A 17,900-nucleotide genomic window follows, 5' to 3' on the forward strand; every position below is an offset into this window, starting at 1 on the left:
ACCAAACCCTGAACAGAGCTAACCTATAAACGCGGACTTAAAGGGGAGCAGGTCACCCACGACACTATACCTAGGACGAAGCGTATGTACCAGTCATCGCTTTGAAATTACAGTTGAAGTGCGCGGCGTACTGAATCGCGGAAAAGATCGGCGGCGGGGTTCATCGTAGACGTACCACTCTGACTGGCCCAGTACATGCCCAAGCCCCAATTAGGCAACGGTGCGCCGCCAAGGTCTACATCCAGTGCCTTGATCGGCATGTCACGAATGAAAACTTCCGGGACCATAGCCAGCCCCAGTCCGCGTTCGACAAATTCCAGAAGCACGGCCACGTCCTCGACCTCGAAAGAGGATTTCCGCCGTATTCCGTGGCTCAGAAAAACCTGATCTACGAGTTTGCGCAGTTCCCATCGAACAGAGACATCGACAAACCGCTCTTGCAACAGGTCGCCTGCGGAGACGGCGCGCTTGTTTGCAAGTTCATGGTCTAGTGATGCGGCAACAACCAACTTGGCGTCGAGCAGGGGTTGCACGTCCAGACCGGGATGAGACACGCCGTAATGGGGCATAAACGCGACATCGACAGAACCGCGTTTCAATTCGGAGGTCAGGTCACCGGGCCGCGTCTCGCGGACATGAATCTCGACATCGGGATTCGCATAACTGAAATCTTGGAGGATACGAGGAAGATTTAGGAGGGATGCTAGGCTTTGTACCATCGAGACAACGATACGGCCGGAAACGCCGGTCTTTACCGCCGAGAGCGCGTGCCTTGCGGCCGTAAGTGCAGACAGGATGCGCCGGGCTTCTGGCAAGAAGACCTCACCAGCTGCGCTCAGTTCCACGCGGCGGGTATTGCGGATGAAAAGAGAGGTGCCCAGCTCTGTCTCAAGCGCTCTTATTGCGGTGGATAGGCCAGACTGGACAATGTTGCAGCGCTCAGCCGCACGTGAAAAGTGCTGCTCTTCAGCTGCGGCGACAAACATCTCGATCTGACGTATCTCCATGGCCACCCTGTTGGTATCCCTCAGAGAGATATATCCTTAGTTGACTAATCTTCACAGGGCATTCTTGCTGTAACGAAGTAAGACGAAAATCTGCTGCATCGCACTGCCCCCTGACGACAGAATCCTAGATGGGGGCAGTGCAACGATGTCACCTGGTCATATCAGAACGCACGACTTTCGGCCCGGTATAGCCCTCAGGTCGCAGACCCCAGGCGACATAGCCATCACCCGAAGTCGTACCCATCCCATCATGACCACCGACCTGCGCAACGATGAGCTGTTGCCCATTGATCTCGTAACTCATCGGGTTCGCGTTGACGCCCGCGTCGGTGCGATACTCCCAAACAAGTTCGCCTGACAGGCTGTCATAGGCGCGCAAGTAATTGTCCAGCGCAGCTCCGATGAACATCAGGCCGCCCGCGGTCGCGAGGGGGCCGCCATTCGAGGGCGTGCCGACGGTGACCGGGAGCCCCGTTTTGATGCCAAGCGGGCCTGAATCCGCGGCAGTTCCCATCGGGCGCCGCCACAGCACATCTTTGCTCTTCAGGTCTAGCGCGGCAACATACCCCCAAGGCGGCGCGATGCAGGGCATTTTAAGCGGCCCCATCCACGGTTGCTTCTTCGCACCGTAGGGCAGACCGATCTGCGGCATGAAGGGGGTCTTGTGGTCCCGATCATCAACCACGGATTTTGCGTCGGCGATGTCATCGCGTGGGATGAGATAGATCTGGTAGGGGATACGTTCGGAATTGATCAGCATCAGACCCCGGTCCGGATCGATCGCACCCCCACCCCAGTTCATGCCACCATGGTTGCCGGGAAAGCTGATGGAGCCGATGCCGACGGTTGGGGGCGTGAACAGTCCATCATAACGCATCTGGTGAAACTGGATGCGACAGAGCAACTGGTCGAAGGGCGAAATGCCCCAGGCGTCCGCTTCGGCAATCATCTCGATCTCGCCCTTGTTCGGCGCCCCGATTGTGTTCGGCATGTTGGGCGACATCGGCTGCTGCGCCGAAACGCGCTCTCCGGGAACACCGGGGACCGTGGGGGCATCGTACATCTCAACCGGCTCTAGGGGCTCGCCGGTTTCGCGGTCGAGGACGAAAATGGAGCCGGCCTTCGTCGCCTGGATTAGAGCTGGACGCATGCCATTTTCCGTTGGCCAGTCCACGAGGTTCATCGCTGGTCCTATGTCGAAGTCCCAAAGGTCATGATGGACGGTGCGGAAATGCCAGCGTTCCTCGCCAGTGCGTGCATCAAGCGCGACAACCGCGTCGGTGTATTCTTCATCCTTTTCGGAACGATTGCCGCCGTAGAAATCCCCCGAGGCATTGCCCGTTCCGACATAGACAAGGTTCAAGTCGGAATCGGCTGACATCGGTGACCATACATTGGGCGTCGCGTGCGTGAAATGCTCCCCCTCTGCCAGCGGTGCATTCGGCGTTTCACGACCAAGATCCCAAGCCCACTGAAGCTTTCCGGTAACCGCGTCGATGGCGCGCACCACGCCCGCAGGAGCACGGTAATCCTGACCGTCGACGACCATGTGACCAACCACCGCGACGCCGTCGACAATCGTGGGGGCGCTGGTCACAGAAATGAACCCGGGGACGTCCGTGTCGGTATTCTGTTTCAGGTCGTATGCGCCACCATCGGCCCAGTCCTCACAGAGCGCACCGGTTTGGGCATCAACGGCCAGCAGACGGCTGTCCATAGTGCCCCAGATGATGCGGCTCTGACATTGCGCCAGCTGTTGGGGCGCTTCGTAATAAGCAACTCCACGGCAAATCGTTACCCCGTTGGTAAACCCTGCCGCCTTGTCCACATGGGGGTCATAGTGCCACTTCTCCTCACCCGTGCTCGCGTTGATCGCAAAGACGGCGTGGCTGGGGCTGCACAGATACAGCGTGTCCCCCACTTTCAGCGGCGTATTTTCCGCAGCATAGCCATATCTGGCATCGGCTGGCCTCAGGTCTCCGGTGTGGAACTCCCAGAGCTTGACCATATCCCCGACATTTTCCGGCGTAATCTGCGAGGCTAGAGAGAATTTCTGGCTCAGGTTGGAGCCGCCATAAGCCGTCCAGTTGCTGGCGTCATGCGATGACGACACTCCAACCGCTCGATCCGGAGCGTTCCGACTGAAGATCGCGGTATCGCGTTCTTTCAGAACAGCATGGTCCGCGGTGTTTACGGCAGGATTGTCCAAGATGGGAACGATGATGCATGTCAGCATGACAATTGCCGGAACAAGCGTTGCGGCAAAATAGGGGCCGGCTTTGTGGAACGCGAAGACACGGCGGGACACCGGCCACAGGGCGGCCAGGACCACCCCCATTGCGACAAGCCAGTCAAAGCGCGGGATCAGTGCCCAGCCGTTCCATCCGGCTTCCATCAGTCCCCAGATCAGCGTCGCGACAGACAATCCGCAGAGAACCCATACCGACCAGACGCTTTTGCGGAAGATCAGGGCACCGATAAAGATCGCGGCGACAGAGGCGAAGAGGTAGTAGGCGCTGCCGCCGACCACCACTAGGCGCGCCCCGAGATAGAGCAGCGCCACTCCGGTGAGTATTGATAACACTGCATATGCTATGAGCAACGTTCCAACTCCGCGGAACGACCTATGATTTTCGCTCATCCTTTTACACTTTCTTCATGCCCGAAAGCCCCGACGGGTGGCTTTAGCGGGGCGAGAAGCGGGCTCGATTGATCTGAATTGGAGACCCTCCACCCAACCGGCCTCACGGAGGCTGCTATCGCCGCCCCACTCATTCAACAAACATGCATTATGGATCACGTTTATCTCACGCGGAGATATGTTGTGTCTTCGATCGCTCCGCCCCGAGGTCGGCTAAAAGCGCGGCTTCGCTCTCCCGGAACCGTTGGCACACCCGACACGAGATGCGCACAGATCGTCGGGCTGCCCCGTTGGCGAAGTCAGGACACTCAAGCGGGCGTCTGCAATTCATCTCTAGGAGAGATATGTAGCATCTAAGAAATTCACTTCATCCGATTTATGATTTGCGTCATCCCAGCGAGCCCAACCAAGGACTTGCTCAGATGACACAGACTCAAGACATGATGAAAATGTCACCCCCAAAAAACCACAAGGTGGCTGCAACGCGTGAAAGAGTTCTGCCTGCTCTGAGCGTGCTGCTCGTAGTGTTCGTCGCCATGAACCTCCGCCCCTTGCTCACCAGTGTCGCGCCGCTTGTGCCCGACATCAGCGCAGGCCTTTCCTTGTCCAACTTCTGGATGAGCGTCCTCGTTACCATCCCGGTAATTTGCCTCGGAATCTTCGGGCCGTTCGCGGCGGTTCTGAACCGCCGCATGGCGCTGGAGTCTGTCATTCTGACCGCACTTGCCACGGCCTTCGTCGGTGCAGCCCTGCGGTCCTTTGGCGTTGTTCCGCTCTACCTTGGAACCATCCTGATCGGCGGCAGCATGTCGATCCTGAGCGTGCTGACACCGGTCCTGATCCGACGCGACTTTCCCGAAAAGGTCGGCCTGATGATGGGCGTATTTGCCATGGTGCTCGGGCTCGGGGCCGCCGTCTCGACCGCCTCAGCGGTCCCTATCCGGAATGTCCTGGGCGGCTGGCAGCCGAGCTTGCTGGTATGGGTTCTGCCGATCATCCTTGCAGCTGTGATCGCGCTGGCGATGCTTCTCTTACGCGAAGGGGCCGAAAGCTCCCAGCCGACGCACAAAGCGGCAATCTTGCATGACCCAATATCCTGGCAGCTTGCCATCTTCTTCGCATTGATCGCGTCCTCGGCGTATGCGGTCATAAGCTGGGGGCCCAGCATGCTTGCTGATCGGGGCCTCGATCCCGAAACCAGCGGCTTCATCATGTCGCTCTTTTTCCTTGCGCAGATGCCGAGTGGATTCCTGACCCCGATCTTCGCCGGTCGCATGCGAGACCAGCGGCTGATCACTTCGGTCATGGTGCTGCTTTCGACACTCGGACTGATCGCATTCCTTTTCGCACCAACCTGGTCGCTGGCCGGTGTCGCAGTGATCGTGGGTATCGGACAGGGCGGAGGCTTTGCGCTTGCGCTGACGCTGATCGTCCTGCGTTCCGGAACGCAAAATGTCGCCGCGCGGCTTTCAGGCGTAGTGCAGAGCGTCGGTTATGTTGGGGGAGGCCTCATCGGCCCCTTCGCCGTTGGCGCGCTGCACGATATGTCAGGTGACTGGACGGTCGTATCCTGGTTCTTCGCGGCTCTCGGCCTGCTATCGCTGGCTTTCGGCTACGGGTGCAGTCGCAACCATCTGATTTCTGAAGGCTGATTTCTCACTCTTTTATGAAGAAAAAGGTCGCACATCAGATGCGACAGAACTCGACTCCAAAGGACACAGAATGTCAAAGCTGTTTACGCCATACACGCTCAAGGATGTCACCCTTCGCAACCGAATTGCCGTGGCGCCTATGTGCCAATATCGGGCAATCGAGGGTCACGTGACTGACTGGCACCTGGCTCACTACACCTCGCTTGCCCGTGGCGGGGCGGGGCTGGTGATCGTCGAAGCGACCGCGGTCTCGCCCGAGGGTCGCATTACTCCTGGCTGCACCGGCCTCTGGGAGGATGCGCAGATCGAAGGGCTGGCCCGCATTGCAGCCGCAATCCGGGATGCCGGGGCTGTGCCCGGCATTCAGATCGGTCATGCCGGACGCAAGGCTAGCGCCAATCTTCCATGGGAGGGCGACGATCACATTCTGGAAGGCGACCCGCGCGGATGGCAGACAATTGCGCCCTCCGCCCAGGCTTTCGGGGGCGCATTGTCGAAGGTCCCACATGAGATGGACCTGTCGGAGATCGTCCGCGTTCAAAGCAATTTTGCAGCCGCCGCGAGGCGGGCACGCGCTGCTGGTTTCGAGTGGCTAGAATTGCACTTCGCTCACGGATACCTCGCCTCCAGCTTTGCATCGGCCTATTCCAACCACCGGACAGATGCCTACGGCGGTGACGCGGAGGGTCGGTACCGGTTCTTGGTGGAGACCTTGGCAGCCGTCAGAGAGGAATGGCCGGAGCGCCTACCCCTCACCGCGCGCATGGGGCTGATGGAGTTCGACGGTCAGGACGAGGACCGCTGGGACGAGACAGTTGGCGCCGTTGAAAAGCTCAAGTCGGGCGGACTAGATCTAGTAAGCGCCAGCATGGCCTTCTCCGCACCCGTCGGCCGGGTGCCTTGGGGTCCGGCCTTCCTGATGCCAACGGCTGCGCGGCTGCGCGACGAAGCCGGGATCCCGGTCAGCTCGGCCTGGCTTCTGGATGCTCCGTCCGACGCGGAACGGGCCATTGCCGACGATCACATCGACATCGTGATGATGGCGCGCGCATTCTTGGCTAACCCGCACTACCCTTACCATTTGGCCTTGACTCTTGGTGCGACGCGCCCGGCCTGGACGCTCCCCGCGCCCTATGCCCATTGGTTGACCCGCTATAGGGCCAACAATGGCGGCCTTTGAACTGTAGACTGACGGTTCAGAGACCTACCCCTTGCCGGTAGTGATACCAGCAAGGGGTAGGTCAGCATGCTCTGCGTTTTAGGTGATCGGCACGGGCAAACACGGAGACGCTTCGGCTCTAACAGGCCTTTTTCCTTGCCACCTGAACCTCGGTAATCTCCGCGCGGGGCAGGGCTGTTCCGTAAGCTCGCGGCATGGCCGCTGAGGGACAGAACGTCAGGCGACACGCACGAGACTCCCAAAAATACCGTACTGGACAGTTTGAAAATTATATACCAGAACATCGAGTGCGATAAATCATCGAGAGCTTCATGGAACAGTTACTTCACACCGTCCTCACCCACCCACACGCGATCATCGTCATGAAGGTGATCCTCACCTCCTTCTTCTGGATGGCGGGGCTATTTGGGGTCTTCAACTTCAAGGTTATCGTCCAAGAGATGATCGACGCCAACCTTCCGCGGCCAGTGGCCTTCGCGGTCGCAACGATCGTGTGCCAGCTAGGGGGCGCAATGCTATTGATCACCGATTTTCGGGATCTTGCCTGGCTCGGCGCTGGCGCGCTTGGGGTCTTTACCTTGCTGTGTATTCCGATCGGCCACGCGTTCTGGAGATTTGACGGAGAGAAAGGCATGCATGAGTTTCAGGTGGCGCTGGAGCATTTTGCGATGGTGGGCGGGCTGATGATCGCGGCCGCAATTTCCATGATTTACTGAAGGCGGAGAGGGTGCCCATGGACCAGAAGAAACGTCGTCGAGGGCGCCCTAGGGATGCTTCGAAAAAGGCCGCCGTGCTTGAGGCGGCACGGCGGCTGCTTCTGACAAGCGGACCTGATGTGACTATCGACGAGATCGCAGCAGAAGCGGGCGTTTCCAAGAGTACGGTCTACGCAAATTTTGCCGGCAAGGAAGATCTGGTAGAGGCCGTGATCCGCCGCGAAGCCGAAGGGACCATCGCCGAAGCGGACTTCGCTTCGCTCGTCGATGAGATTGTTACAGCCGAAACGCTCGTTTCATTCGGGCTGAGGTATGCGGGCTTCGTTAACAATTTAGATCTTGTGGGCTGGGACCGGGTGATCGCCTCTCTTGAAGCTGAAGCGGCTCGCTCCGACCTGCCTGGCAGGTTCTTTGAGCTGGGGCCTGGACGCGCGCAGAGGCTGCTCGAAACACTTCTGGACAAGGCTCTGGCCGACGGATTGATCCAGACGACCGACACACGTCTTGCGGCGGACCAACTGACCGGTCTGTGGCTCGGTTTCGCCAATCTGGAGGTGAAGCTTGGGGTTCGCAAACCGCTTGCCGAAGCCGAGCTTCAGGTTCGGGTCAGGGCCGGAGTTGAGATTTTCCTGAACTATTACGGCCCCGGAGCCGTAATTTAGCCTGAAGTTGCCGCGGTACATTGCGTACCGCGGCAAACCGACAACGTCAGGCGGCGACCTCGGTCCAAGTCGGAGCGCGCGAGGTGCCCTTGCCAAGGCCGTACCCCATGCGGATGTTCAGCATGGCCAGCGGCTCCAGCAAACGGGCACCATCGAGACCGCCCACGCTCTCGGGTACGAAGCCTGCCTTCTCGACGAGTGCCGCGACGGCGGACAGGGCGTCATGGTCGTCACCTGCGAGGAAGACCGGCACAGTGGAGGTCGCGGCGCGGTCGGTTGCGAACAGTCCGGCGAAGATGGTGTTGAAGCCCTTGACCACCCTGGCGCCCGACGCGACCTTTTGGATCTCCTCGGCGGCCGAAGTCGTGTGCCCGATCTGCAGGCCCGAGAAGTCGGGCAGCACGGGGTTGGTTAGGTCCACGACGATCTTGCCGACAAGCTGGGGCAGGGCGGCCACGCTCAGCGCCGCGTCGTAGCCAAGGGCCAGAACGACGATGTCGGCGCCCTCGATGGCGGCCTCGACGCTGACGCCCTGCGCGCCCGAAAGCGTGGTCGCCAGCGCGGCGGCGTCGTCAGGGTTGCGGCTGGCCAGCAGGAGGGGGGGTCTGCCCGGACAGGCGCTGCGCAAGGCCTTTGCCCATGTTGCCGAGACCGATGATTGCCGTAGTCATGATGAACTCCCTTTCGATGCGGATCATGTTCTGACTGCAAGCTATCGTTGATCTCATATTACGTGTAGTGAGTGAATGCGCGTTTCTGAATTGCAGGAAAGTATCGAATGAGTGACATCCCCGAACTAGAGACCTTCGTTTGCGTTGCCCATGCCGGAAGCTTCGCAGCAGCGGCTCGCCGTCTGGGGTTGTCACCCGCTATGGTCGGCAGACGGGTTCAGTCACTAGAGGATCGCTATGGCGTGCGGCTTGTCGAACGCACCACGCGCTCGCTGCGGCTCACCGATCAGGGTCAGGAATTCCTCGCTCAAACCAAACGGATTCTCGACGGCGTCGAGGCTCTGGCCGATATTGGTCAGACGAAGGCGGCTCTGAAGGGCAGAGTGCGGATTTCGGCTCCGACCACGCTCGGCACCAAGAAGCTGGCCACAATTGTTGCCGGGCTGATCGAGACTGCGCCCATGTTGACGGTCGAGCTGTCGCTTAATGACCGGAAGGTTGATCTGATCAGCGAGGGCTACGATTGTGCTATTCGCGTGGGGAATCTCCAACCAAGTGGGCTTGTCGCGCGGCGGATTGGGACGTACCGCTTTGTCTGCTGTGCGTCCCCAGATTTCCTTTCGCGCAATACTGCCCCGACTACTCCAGCAGACCTGTCTGGGTTGCCCTGTATTCTCAATCTCAATCTGCAGCCACGAGATCAATGGCGCTTCTTGGACTCATCAGGTCAGCCAGTGATCGCCGAGGTTAAGGGGGCAATAGAACTCGACTATGACGAGGCGCAGAGGATGGCAGCACTTGCCGGAGCGGGTATAGTCCAAGTCCCGCTGCATCTGGTCGAGGAAGACATTTCTCGAGGCGCCCTGATTGAAGTTCTGGCTTCGTGGGGGCAGCCTCAACTGCCCATTCATGCTGTCTATCCTTCGCGGCGCTACGTTCCGCAGAGGGTCGCTGCCTTGGTAGATGCCATCAAAGAAGGTTTGAGAGAAGCCGTGCAAGCCGGATAAATTCAATAAAAAGGTCATTTCTGATGATGTTCCGGGTGGTTCATTAATCGCTTTGGTCAAGTGCTGATCGTATTGCTGGTCCTTCTGCGTGCCGGGCTCTTGGGTTCTCTTCGCGATCACCGCGATGGGCGCCGCATGTTTGCGTTCAGGGTCGGGCAGATCGAAGTGGTGTGCGCGGTCAATGCCGCTGTCCTGGGAGCGATCTTGCCCTCGCCGCGCGTCCCGGCTGGACGCATTCGGGAGTAGTGAAGTTAGCGTCATGGATCTGGCTTGTTCAGAGGACGGCATCCTCCCGGAAGGGTTTGCCGGTGCGCCAAATGGCGTGCAGCGTGACAGCCAGGTTCCTTGCCATCGCGACCTTTGCCTTCCGCGGTCCGGTGCGTTCTGCAATTGCCTTTGCCCAGTCGCGAAGGCGTCCGCCACCCAGCTTCCGGCAGTAGATCGCGTTTGCCGCCTCGAAAGGCACTTCCTGGTGAACGCATAGCCGCGCTTCGAGACGCGGCCGTTCCGGCTGATCTCGCCCGACTCATAACGGCGCGGCGTCAGGCCAAGATAGCCGGTTCGACCATTCGCCTTGTTCCCACTTGTCATGGGTTAGCATTCGCACTCTCCTGGGCTCGCCATGTGTCAAACGACATCAGGAACTGATCCCTCGGCGTCACGAAGAACTGCCCCCCTCCATTCTGGGCTGAACATTGGTTTTGTCTTGCCTCGGAGCGGCCTTCTGCAGAAGGCCGCTCCGCCGCTTTTCGCGTAGTCGGTAGCTCTCGCCGCGGATGGTGACCACGTGGCTGTGGTGCAGGATCCGATCGAGGATCGCGGTGGCAACCACGGAGTCGTCAAAGACGGTGCCCCATTCTCCCACCGCCCGGTTCGAGGTCACCAGCAAGGCGCCACGTTCATACCGGCGACTGACGAGCTGGAAGAACATGTGGGCGGCATCTGGCTCGAACGGGAGGTAGCCGAGCTCATCGACGATCAGCAGCTTCGGCTTGGGGTAATGGGTGAGCTTTTCTTCCAGTCGCCCCTCGGTGTGGGCCTTGGCCAGCGTCGCGACCAGCGTCGTCGCCGGCACGAACAGCACGGTGTAGCCTGCGACGATGGCCTCACGGCCGATGGCAACGGCCAGATGCGTCTTGCCGACACCGGGAGGCCCGAGAAGTAGCACCGCCTCGCCATTGGCGATGAAGCGCCCCGTGGCGAGGTCCCGGATCTGGCCGCGGTCGATGGAGGGCTGCGCGGCGAAGTCGAACCCGGCGAGATCGCGGTAGAACGGGAAGCGGGCCAGGCCGAAGCTCATCTCGATCCGGCGCTGGTCCTTGCGCGCGATCTCGCGTTCACACAGCATGGTCAGCGCCTCGCGGATCGTGAGCTCGCGGCGCCCGGCTTCGTCGAGCAAGCTGTCGAGCTGATCCCGTATGGCTGTCAGCTTCAGGCGCGTCAGCATCCGGTCCAGATGGTCGGGCAGATCGGGCAACCGCACGCCTTCAACGCAAGCATGGCCGACACTTCGTCCGGCGTCCGCATCTCGATCCTCCCCGACACCACCGTCGGTGAAAGACCATTCCTCAACTCGGTCATCTTGAAACCTCCTCTCCACAGGAGGGGGCAGTTCCTCATGTCGACAGGGGGTTAGTTTGCCGTGTCGCCTGAAACCATGGCTGCGCCCTCGGACGGCCCAACCGATAGAGGTCCTTTTCTCTTACTTATATCCGGTCTTAGCTTCCCGCGGTTTCGAGGCGCGCACCTCGCCGTACGCTGTAAGCGACAACCATCAGCATCGCACCGACAAACCTCCCTATGCCGACTCCCGTCTTCGTCGATGCGTGAGCGAGTGCGTAAGAGTTAGACAATTAGGAAGCCAGTTTGATTTCTTTCTTGGTGACGGGAACTTGCTTCAAGGGTTCGCTGACTACCCTAAGATCATTTAAGATGCGGATTTTAAGGTATAAAAACTATCGCTCTGCGAGCGGTTCTCTTCCCGCTCGTCACTGGTGCTTCCGGGCTTGTCTCAGATTGGTCCTTGACGCGACGACCACATAAGAGTTCAGAGTCTGACTAATAGTCAATGCCTGAATAAGGAAGTTTGCGATGGTCTTAGTTCTCTCCGAACTTTTAGAAGATCTGGACGCTCTGGCTCATGACGCTCAGCTTGCCGAGCCAGAGGGCCTGAAGAAGCTGCGCACCGGCAAGCTGGAGAGCAGGGCGGGTGGTGCGGGAAGCTACTTCACGACGCTGGACATCGCGCACGGGATGCTGCGCGACCTGGCGATGTACATCATCTACCCGACGCTGAAGCAGCACCGCGAGCGGATGCAGCCAGAGACGACCCGCGTCATGATCGACAGCATGTATCCGCAGCTGTTCAACTTCCTCGGCTACAGCGGCTTCGAGGATCTGAAGCGGGTCGGCGCCGGGGTCGTGGCCCTGGCCCCGCAGCTGGATGCCGGGCAACTGGACCAGCTGCTGACCGCGCTCCTGCGCTACGTGAACATGCTCTATTCCTGGGCCTATCACACCTTCCCCTGGGACCTGGGGGACCAGCTGCGCTACGAAGCCGGCGCGCCGGAAAAGGACCTGCCCCCCGTCCAGGACACGCTGACGCCGACCGAGACGCTGATCAAGCTGCGGTGGGAGCCGCTGGGGATCGAGGTCCGCGCCTTCCTGGCGACAGAGGGCAACTCCCGGCTCTGCCGGGAGCTGCTTGAGGCGATGCCCTTCCGCAGCCTGCAGACGCATGCCATGGTCGCCGGCCAGTCGCTGATGGCCTTCACGCCGCTGACCAGCTCGGCGCCGACCCCCTACAAGGAAGAGCTGCTGAAGGCCCCCGCGGGCCGCCTGCGCTTCAATGCCGGCACTGGGCAGAAGTTCATTGTCCAATACGGCCGCACGACAGAGAACATCATGGCCCCCGTCATCGGATCGGTGCTTGCGGAAGACGTGGCGAAGCTCGCCGCCGTCGGCGCTGCCGTCTGGGAGTCGACCTATCGCACCAAGGAAGAGATCTGGCTGACGGTCGAGCGGCTCTAAGGCCGCGCCCCTCTCCCGATCCCGTCCCAATTGACCCGCCGGCCACGCGTGCCGGAAGTGAAGGAAGAACTAGACATGCTCAGAGTTGGTATCGACATCGGTGGCACATTCACCGACTTCATCGCCTGGCGCCTGAAGGACGGCCGCAGCCAGTCCGTCAACCTCAAGGTTCCCTCGACCCCCGGCAACTATGCCGAAGGGTTCATCTCGGGCCTGGAACAGGTCCTGGCACAGTTCGGCGATGTCGCGGACGAGGATCTGATGATCGTCCACGGCACCACGATCAGCACCAACACGGTGATCGAACGCAAGGCGGACCCGATCGCGCTGCTGACCACCGAAGGCTTCCGCGACGTGCTGAACATCCAGCGCCTGCGCCTGCGCAAGCCCACCAACCTCTTTGAACAGCGCACCCCGCCGCTGGTCCCCCGCGAACTGGTCTTCGAGGTCGAGGAACGCACGCTCTTCGACGGCTCCATCCGCAAGCCGATTGACCCCGAGCAGGTCAAGGCCTGCGCCCGCGAGGCCCTGGCCCGCGGCGCTACCGGCTTTGCCATCGCGCTCTACCACAGCTACCGCAACGACGAACATGAACGCATCGCCCGCGAGGCCGTGCGCGAAGTGGCCGGCGATGTGGAAATCTCCATCTCCAGCGAGATCTGGCCCCAGGTCGGGGAATACGAACGCTCCATGGTCGCGGTGCTGAACGCCTTCGTGCAGCCCAAGATGGCGGGCTACCTGACCCAGATCGAAGGCTACCTGGCCGAGAACCTGCCCAAGGCCCGCCTCTTCATCACCCGCTCCAACGGCGGCGCCATGTCGACGGAGGAGGCACGGCGCTTCCCGGTGCACACGCTGCTGTCCGGCCCGGCCTCCGGCGTGACCGCGACCATCGACATGTCCAAGCGCCTGGGCAACATCGCCCAGTGCCTGACCTTCGACATGGGCGGCACCTCCACCGATGTTTCGCTGATCCGCAACAACCAGCAGATGACCTCCACCACCTCAGAGGTCGGCGATTTCCCCGTCTCCATGCCGGTGACGGATATCGAGGCCATCGGCGCGGGCGGCGGCTCCATCATCACCATGGACGGCCCCGTCCTGCGCGTCGGCCCGCAAAGCGCGGGCGCCCGTCCGGGGCCTGCGGCCTTCGGCCATGGCGGCACCCAGCCCGCCGTGTCGGACGCCTATGTCCTGTGCGGCATGATCGACCCCGAGAACTTCCTCGGCGGGCGGATGAAGCTGGACGCGGCGGCGGCTGAACGGGCGATTTCCCCGGTCGCGGAAGCCATGAACACCGACATCCGCACCAGCGCGGAGGCGGCGCTGAACGTTGCGACCTCCAACATGGTGGCGCGGGTGATGCCCTACCTTGCCCGCCACGGCGTCGACCCCGAGGATGTCACCCTGGTGACCTTCGGCGGCGCGGGCTCTCTGCATGGGCCCCTGCTGGCGCGCGAACTGGGCATCCGCAAGGTGGTCATCCCCACCACGCCGTCCGTCTTCTGCGCGTCCGGCGGCCTGGTGACCCGCCTGGTCAACGACGCCGTCATCACCGTGCATGGCATGGAACTGACGGCCCAGCTCCTGAAGGACGGCTTCGCCGAACTGCAGACGCGCTCCGCCGACTGGCTTGCCCAGCAGGTCGAGGCGGAACAGATCGTCGAGACGAACTATGACCGCTTCGTCGAGGCTCGCTATCGCGGCCAGTCCTTCCAGATCCTCATCCCGGTCGGCGATGCGGTGGCCGAAGGCGACATGGAGGCCCTGCGCGCGGCCTTCCACGCTGAGCACCAGCGGCTCTACAGCCACTCCGATCCGGAGGGCGAGGTCGAGGTGCTGCAGCTGCGCACCCGCGTCCTGGGTGCGCTTCCGGCCCCGGTGGCAGAGCCGATCGGCCGCGCGGCGGACGCGACGCAGGCCCTCACCGGCAGCCGCAACATCCGGCTGGAAGGCGGCGAACACCTGGCGCAGGTCTATGACCGCGCGCGCCTCAGCGCAGGGGCGATCCTGGCCGGCCCGGCCATCGTCGAACAGCATGACACGACCATTCTCGTTCCCATCGGCTTCTCCTGCACCGTGAACGCCGAAGGCGAACTCGAACTCGAACTTGAAAAGGAATAACGGCCATGGATCCCGTTCGCACCGCAGTCATGGGCAACCGCTTCAGCGCGATCGTCGAGGAAGCCTCGGCCATCGTGCACCGCACGGCCCACACGACCTTCGTCAAGCTGATCCAGGACTACCAATGTGCCCTGGCCACCCCCGAGGGTGAGATCTTCGCCTACCCGACCCAGTCGGGCGTCACCGTCTTCGTCGGCATGCCGCTTCACACCACGCTCGACCGCATCGGGCGCGAGAACTTCGAGGAAGGCGACATCTACATCATGAACGACCCGTTCTACACGGACGGCCTCGTGACCCACATGATGGATGTCACCATGCTCTACCCGGTGTTCCGCGATGGAGAGCTGATCGCCTTCGGCTGGTCCTTCGTGCATGCCTCCGACATCGGCGGCGCCGTGCCCGGCTCCATCTCTCCCGAGTTCAAGGAGTTCTACCAGGAAGGTCTCCGGGTGCGCCCGATCAAGCTGTTCCGCCGCGGGGAACTGAACCACGATGCGCGCAACATCTTCCTCGACAACAGCCGCATCCCCGACGAGATGTGGGGCGATTTCACCGCCATGATCTCAGGCATGCGCAGCATGGACCGGCGCCTGAACGAGCTGTGCGACCGCTACGGCACCAACACGGTGAAGCAGGGCATGCAGGACGTGATCGCCTTCGGCGAGGAGAAGTCCCGCGACATCATCCGAGAGCTCCCGGACGGAGAATTCACCTTCTCCGACTATGTCGAGGCGATCGAGGGTGATCAGCACATCCACCTGTGCACCACGATGCGCATCAAGGGCGATGAGTTGGAACTGGACTTCACCGGCACCGATCCGCAGGTGGCCGCGGCCTATAACTTCATCATCGGCGATCGCACCCACCCCTATGTCACGCAGGCCCTGACCTACTACCTGCTGACCAAGGACCCCAACATGCCGATGAACGCCGGCCTACTGCGGCCCATCACCACGGTCGCGCCGCGCGGCACGGTGGTGAATGCCGAACCGCCCGCGGCCATGGGATCGCGGGTTGCGGCCGGCACGCGCCTCTATGACACGCTGCTGGGCTGCCTTGACCAAGCGCTGAACGGCGGGCTGATGGGCGCGGGCGCCGGCATGGTCGGCATCATCGTCTGCACGGCGCGTGACCGGATCACCGGGCGCCGCCGGGTCAGCACGCTGAACCCGATCATGGGCGGCGGCGGCGGCCGCAACGGGGTCGACGGCATCGACGGTGCCGACGGGCGCTCGGGCGCGCTGCGCAACATCCCGACCGAGATCATCGAGGTCGAGACGATGATCCACATGCGCTCCTGCACGCTGGTGCCCGACACCCAGTCGCCGGGCATGCATCGCAGCGGCTCCTCCCTGCTGCTGGAGATGGAGAACACCGATCAGGAAGCCACCTTCACCGTGCGCGGCATGGATCGCTTCCGCTTCCGCCCCTGGGGCACGCGCGGCGGCAACCCCGGCCGCCCCTGCGAGGTCATCCTCAACCCCGGCACCGAGGACGAGCGTTCGATCGGCAAGATCAAGGTACTGATCATGAAGAAGGGCGAGGTGCTGCGCATTATCAGCCCCGCAGGCGGCGGCTTCGGCGATCCGCTTGAGCGCGATCCCGCCCGCGTCGCCGCCGACCTGCGCGCAGAGATGCTCAGCCCGGAAAGGGCCCGCGCGGATTACGGCGTGGTGCTGGATACGGAAGGCGCCGTCGACATGGACGCGACCCGGGCGCTGCGTGACGAACGCCGCGCCGCGGCTGCCGCGCCGCAGGGGCATTTCAACTTCGGCCCCGAGCGTGAAGCCTACAACGCCATCTGGCCGCAGGGCATGCGCGCGCTTCTGGCGACCGAGGTGCTTAAGGTGCCGAAATCGGCGCGCCGCAATGTCATGGATGCAGCCTATGCCAGCCTTGGCGCGCGAGGCTGCGCGGTGGACGAGGCGGCAATCCATGCCGCTTTGGACGCCGCCTGCGCTGCGCACGATGTGCCGCGAGCACGTGCGGCCTGAGCGAAGCGCCTCTGTCGATCGGCCCGAGAACCGGGACGCACCGGCGCGGTCAGTCCGCGCCGGTGCGCGCCTTGCTCGTCAGTTCGGCCTCGATGTATTCGCGGGTGCTTTCCGCCAGCGGCAGCAGCGCGTAGCGTTCGCGCAGCTTGTAGAGGGCCGGACCGAAATGCGCGTCGATGTCGGTCTTGAAGGCCGTCATGATCTCGGCAAGGTAGATCTCGTGGCGCAGCAGGATGTCAGCCAGGTAGACGAAACTGCTGTTCTCCGAGAAGGTCGCCGTAAAGTCCTCGGTGATGCAGGACAGACCGATGGTCTTGTCCACGGAGACCAGGATGAGATCTTTGCCCATGTCACAGGCGTTGCCTTCATGTGGCCAGAGCGTCACGTCGCCTTCGGCTAGTTCGGGCGGCTTTCCGTAGAAGATAAGGTAGCAGCGAACCCCGCGGGTGATCGCCACGTTCAGCCCTGCGATCAGCTTCGTAGACAGGCCAAGCGGCGCCTTGATGACTATCAGGTCCCGTGCCGCATCGAACATGCTCAGTATCCGCTCCTCGACGGTCTCTTCGCCGTTCAGCAATTCGACAAATTCCTTCGAGGGCCCTGGGCTGAGCGAGCGGAAGCTCTCGACGAGAGAGTCGCAGCGCGTCTTGGTGTTCTGCGCCATCTTGGAAAAGAACGTGTCGGCAGGGGTAGCCACGTAGCGCGCAGGCTTGCCTCCAACTTGTTGCGCCGCGTCTTTTTTTCACGAGGCCGCGCATCACATTGTATGTGTTGGCAACCGGGATATTGGCGGATTTCGCGATCTCGTAGGCGGTGGCAGCGTCGCGCATCTGCACCAACGCCAGATAGACGCTAGCCTCAAGGTCGGAAAAACCGACCGAAGCAAGATCTGCCAACACCTTATCCTTGCTCGTTTGTTCGCTCACTTGTGGCTCCTGCTCTGGTCTGATCGGAATCGCTCGGCACTTAGTTCGCTCGACAGTCACGACCGTCCCTCGACCATGCAACGCTGCCCGTATTTTAGGCGGCGCATGGCATCCTCACCGAGGAAGGGGACGAAACTTTGAAACTGACGCAAAATAGGCTTCACGATCTGACTAATACATGTGCTATGCACTCTCTGAACAATAAATCGCACCCGGTGAGGATGGCCAGAAGATTCCCAGCGGCCAACCGAGAACGGGCTTCAATCTTCCTTTGATCCCAACAGGAG

At 61.5% G+C, this 17,900-nt stretch carries 13 protein-coding genes and 2 pseudogenes; 8 read left to right on the plus strand and 7 right to left on the minus strand.

Going from position 1 to position 17,900, the window contains the following annotated elements; all coding sequences use genetic code 11:
• Positions 1 to 107: 107 nt before the first annotated feature.
• Together CLG85_RS10930 and CLG85_RS10935 are read right to left on the minus strand one after the other, a co-directional pair.
• Entirely contained in the window at positions 108 to 1,007 is a 900-nt protein-coding gene (locus CLG85_RS10930; protein ID WP_260348879.1) for a LysR family transcriptional regulator, read from the minus strand.
• A 148-nt stretch (positions 1,008 to 1,155) separates the two neighbouring features.
• The gene (locus CLG85_RS10935; protein ID WP_095881286.1) at positions 1,156 to 3,648 is read right to left on the minus strand and encodes a membrane-bound PQQ-dependent dehydrogenase, glucose/quinate/shikimate family; all 2,493 of its coding nucleotides are present in this window, start codon (positions 3,646 to 3,648) and stop codon (positions 1,156 to 1,158) included.
• Positions 3,649 to 4,070: 422 nt separating this feature from the next.
• On the opposite strand from CLG85_RS10935, the gene CLG85_RS10940 reads away from it, so the two are divergent.
• The 4 genes from CLG85_RS10940 (at position 4,071) to CLG85_RS10955 (ending at position 7,858) form a co-directional block, all read left to right on the plus strand.
• A complete protein-coding gene (locus CLG85_RS10940; RefSeq protein WP_095881287.1) occupies positions 4,071 to 5,300 on the plus strand; it encodes an MFS transporter in 1,230 nt (409 codons plus the stop codon).
• A 70-nt stretch (positions 5,301 to 5,370) separates the two neighbouring features.
• Positions 5,371 to 6,480 (plus strand): oxidoreductase, encoded by a 1,110-nt coding sequence (locus CLG85_RS10945; RefSeq protein ID WP_095881288.1) that lies wholly within the window; start codon positions 5,371 to 5,373, stop codon positions 6,478 to 6,480.
• 311 nt (positions 6,481 to 6,791) lie between these two features.
• On the plus strand, positions 6,792 to 7,196 hold the full coding sequence (locus CLG85_RS10950; RefSeq protein ID WP_095881289.1) for a DoxX family protein: 405 nt from the start codon (positions 6,792 to 6,794) through the stop codon (positions 7,194 to 7,196).
• Between the two features lie 17 nt (positions 7,197 to 7,213).
• The gene (locus CLG85_RS10955) at positions 7,214 to 7,858 is read left to right on the plus strand and encodes a TetR/AcrR family transcriptional regulator (RefSeq protein ID WP_095881290.1); all 645 of its coding nucleotides are present in this window, start codon (positions 7,214 to 7,216) and stop codon (positions 7,856 to 7,858) included.
• A 46-nt stretch (positions 7,859 to 7,904) separates the two neighbouring features.
• Here the strand turns inward: CLG85_RS10955 and CLG85_RS10960 are convergent, their stop codons facing one another.
• The gene (locus CLG85_RS10960; protein WP_260348881.1) at positions 7,905 to 8,486 is read right to left on the minus strand and encodes an NADPH-dependent F420 reductase; all 582 of its coding nucleotides are present in this window, start codon (positions 8,484 to 8,486) and stop codon (positions 7,905 to 7,907) included.
• Positions 8,487 to 8,636: 150 nt separating this feature from the next.
• On the opposite strand from CLG85_RS10960, the gene CLG85_RS10965 reads away from it, so the two are divergent.
• Complete coding sequence (locus tag CLG85_RS10965) at positions 8,637 to 9,536, plus strand: LysR family transcriptional regulator (protein ID WP_095881291.1); 900 nt, start codon at positions 8,637 to 8,639, stop codon at positions 9,534 to 9,536.
• A 504-nt stretch (positions 9,537 to 10,040) separates the two neighbouring features.
• Here the strand turns inward: CLG85_RS10965 and CLG85_RS27725 are convergent.
• Both CLG85_RS27725 and istB read right to left on the minus strand, forming a co-directional pair.
• Positions 10,041 to 10,127 (minus strand): annotated as a pseudogene (locus tag CLG85_RS27725) (hypothetical protein); the annotation flags it as partial.
• A 67-nt stretch (positions 10,128 to 10,194) separates the two neighbouring features.
• Positions 10,195 to 11,013 (minus strand): IS21-like element helper ATPase IstB, encoded by an 819-nt coding sequence (istB, locus tag CLG85_RS10970; RefSeq protein ID WP_311734987.1) that lies wholly within the window; start codon positions 11,011 to 11,013, stop codon positions 10,195 to 10,197.
• 614 nt (positions 11,014 to 11,627) lie between these two features.
• Here istB and CLG85_RS10975 point away from each other — a divergent pair.
• The 3 genes from CLG85_RS10975 to CLG85_RS10985 all read left to right on the plus strand — a co-directional run bounded on the left by CLG85_RS10975 (position 11,628) and on the right by CLG85_RS10985 (position 16,687).
• The gene (locus CLG85_RS10975; RefSeq protein WP_260348882.1) at positions 11,628 to 12,566 is read left to right on the plus strand and encodes a cucumopine synthase-related protein; all 939 of its coding nucleotides are present in this window, start codon (positions 11,628 to 11,630) and stop codon (positions 12,564 to 12,566) included.
• A gap of 75 nt (positions 12,567 to 12,641) precedes the next feature.
• Positions 12,642 to 14,690 (plus strand): hydantoinase/oxoprolinase family protein, encoded by a 2,049-nt coding sequence (locus CLG85_RS10980; RefSeq protein WP_260348883.1) that lies wholly within the window; start codon positions 12,642 to 12,644, stop codon positions 14,688 to 14,690.
• Positions 14,691 to 14,695: 5 nt separating this feature from the next.
• Positions 14,696 to 16,687, plus strand: coding sequence for a hydantoinase B/oxoprolinase family protein (locus CLG85_RS10985; protein WP_260348884.1), 1,992 nt, complete (start codon positions 14,696 to 14,698; stop codon positions 16,685 to 16,687).
• 49 nt (positions 16,688 to 16,736) lie between these two features.
• Here the strand turns inward: CLG85_RS10985 and CLG85_RS10990 are convergent, their stop codons facing one another.
• Positions 16,737 to 17,384: a phospholipase D-like domain-containing protein gene (locus tag CLG85_RS10990; protein ID WP_260348885.1), complete on the minus strand. Its 648-nt coding sequence runs from the start codon at positions 17,382 to 17,384 to the stop codon at positions 16,737 to 16,739.
• 52 nt (positions 17,385 to 17,436) lie between these two features.
• Positions 17,437 to 17,673: pseudogene (locus CLG85_RS27730) on the minus strand (helix-turn-helix domain-containing protein); the annotation flags it as partial.
• Between the last annotated feature and the right edge of the window lie 227 nt (positions 17,674 to 17,900).

The organism is Alloyangia mangrovi (genome assembly GCF_002300555.2).
GTDB lineage: Bacteria > Pseudomonadota > Alphaproteobacteria > Rhodobacterales > Rhodobacteraceae > Salipiger > Salipiger mangrovi.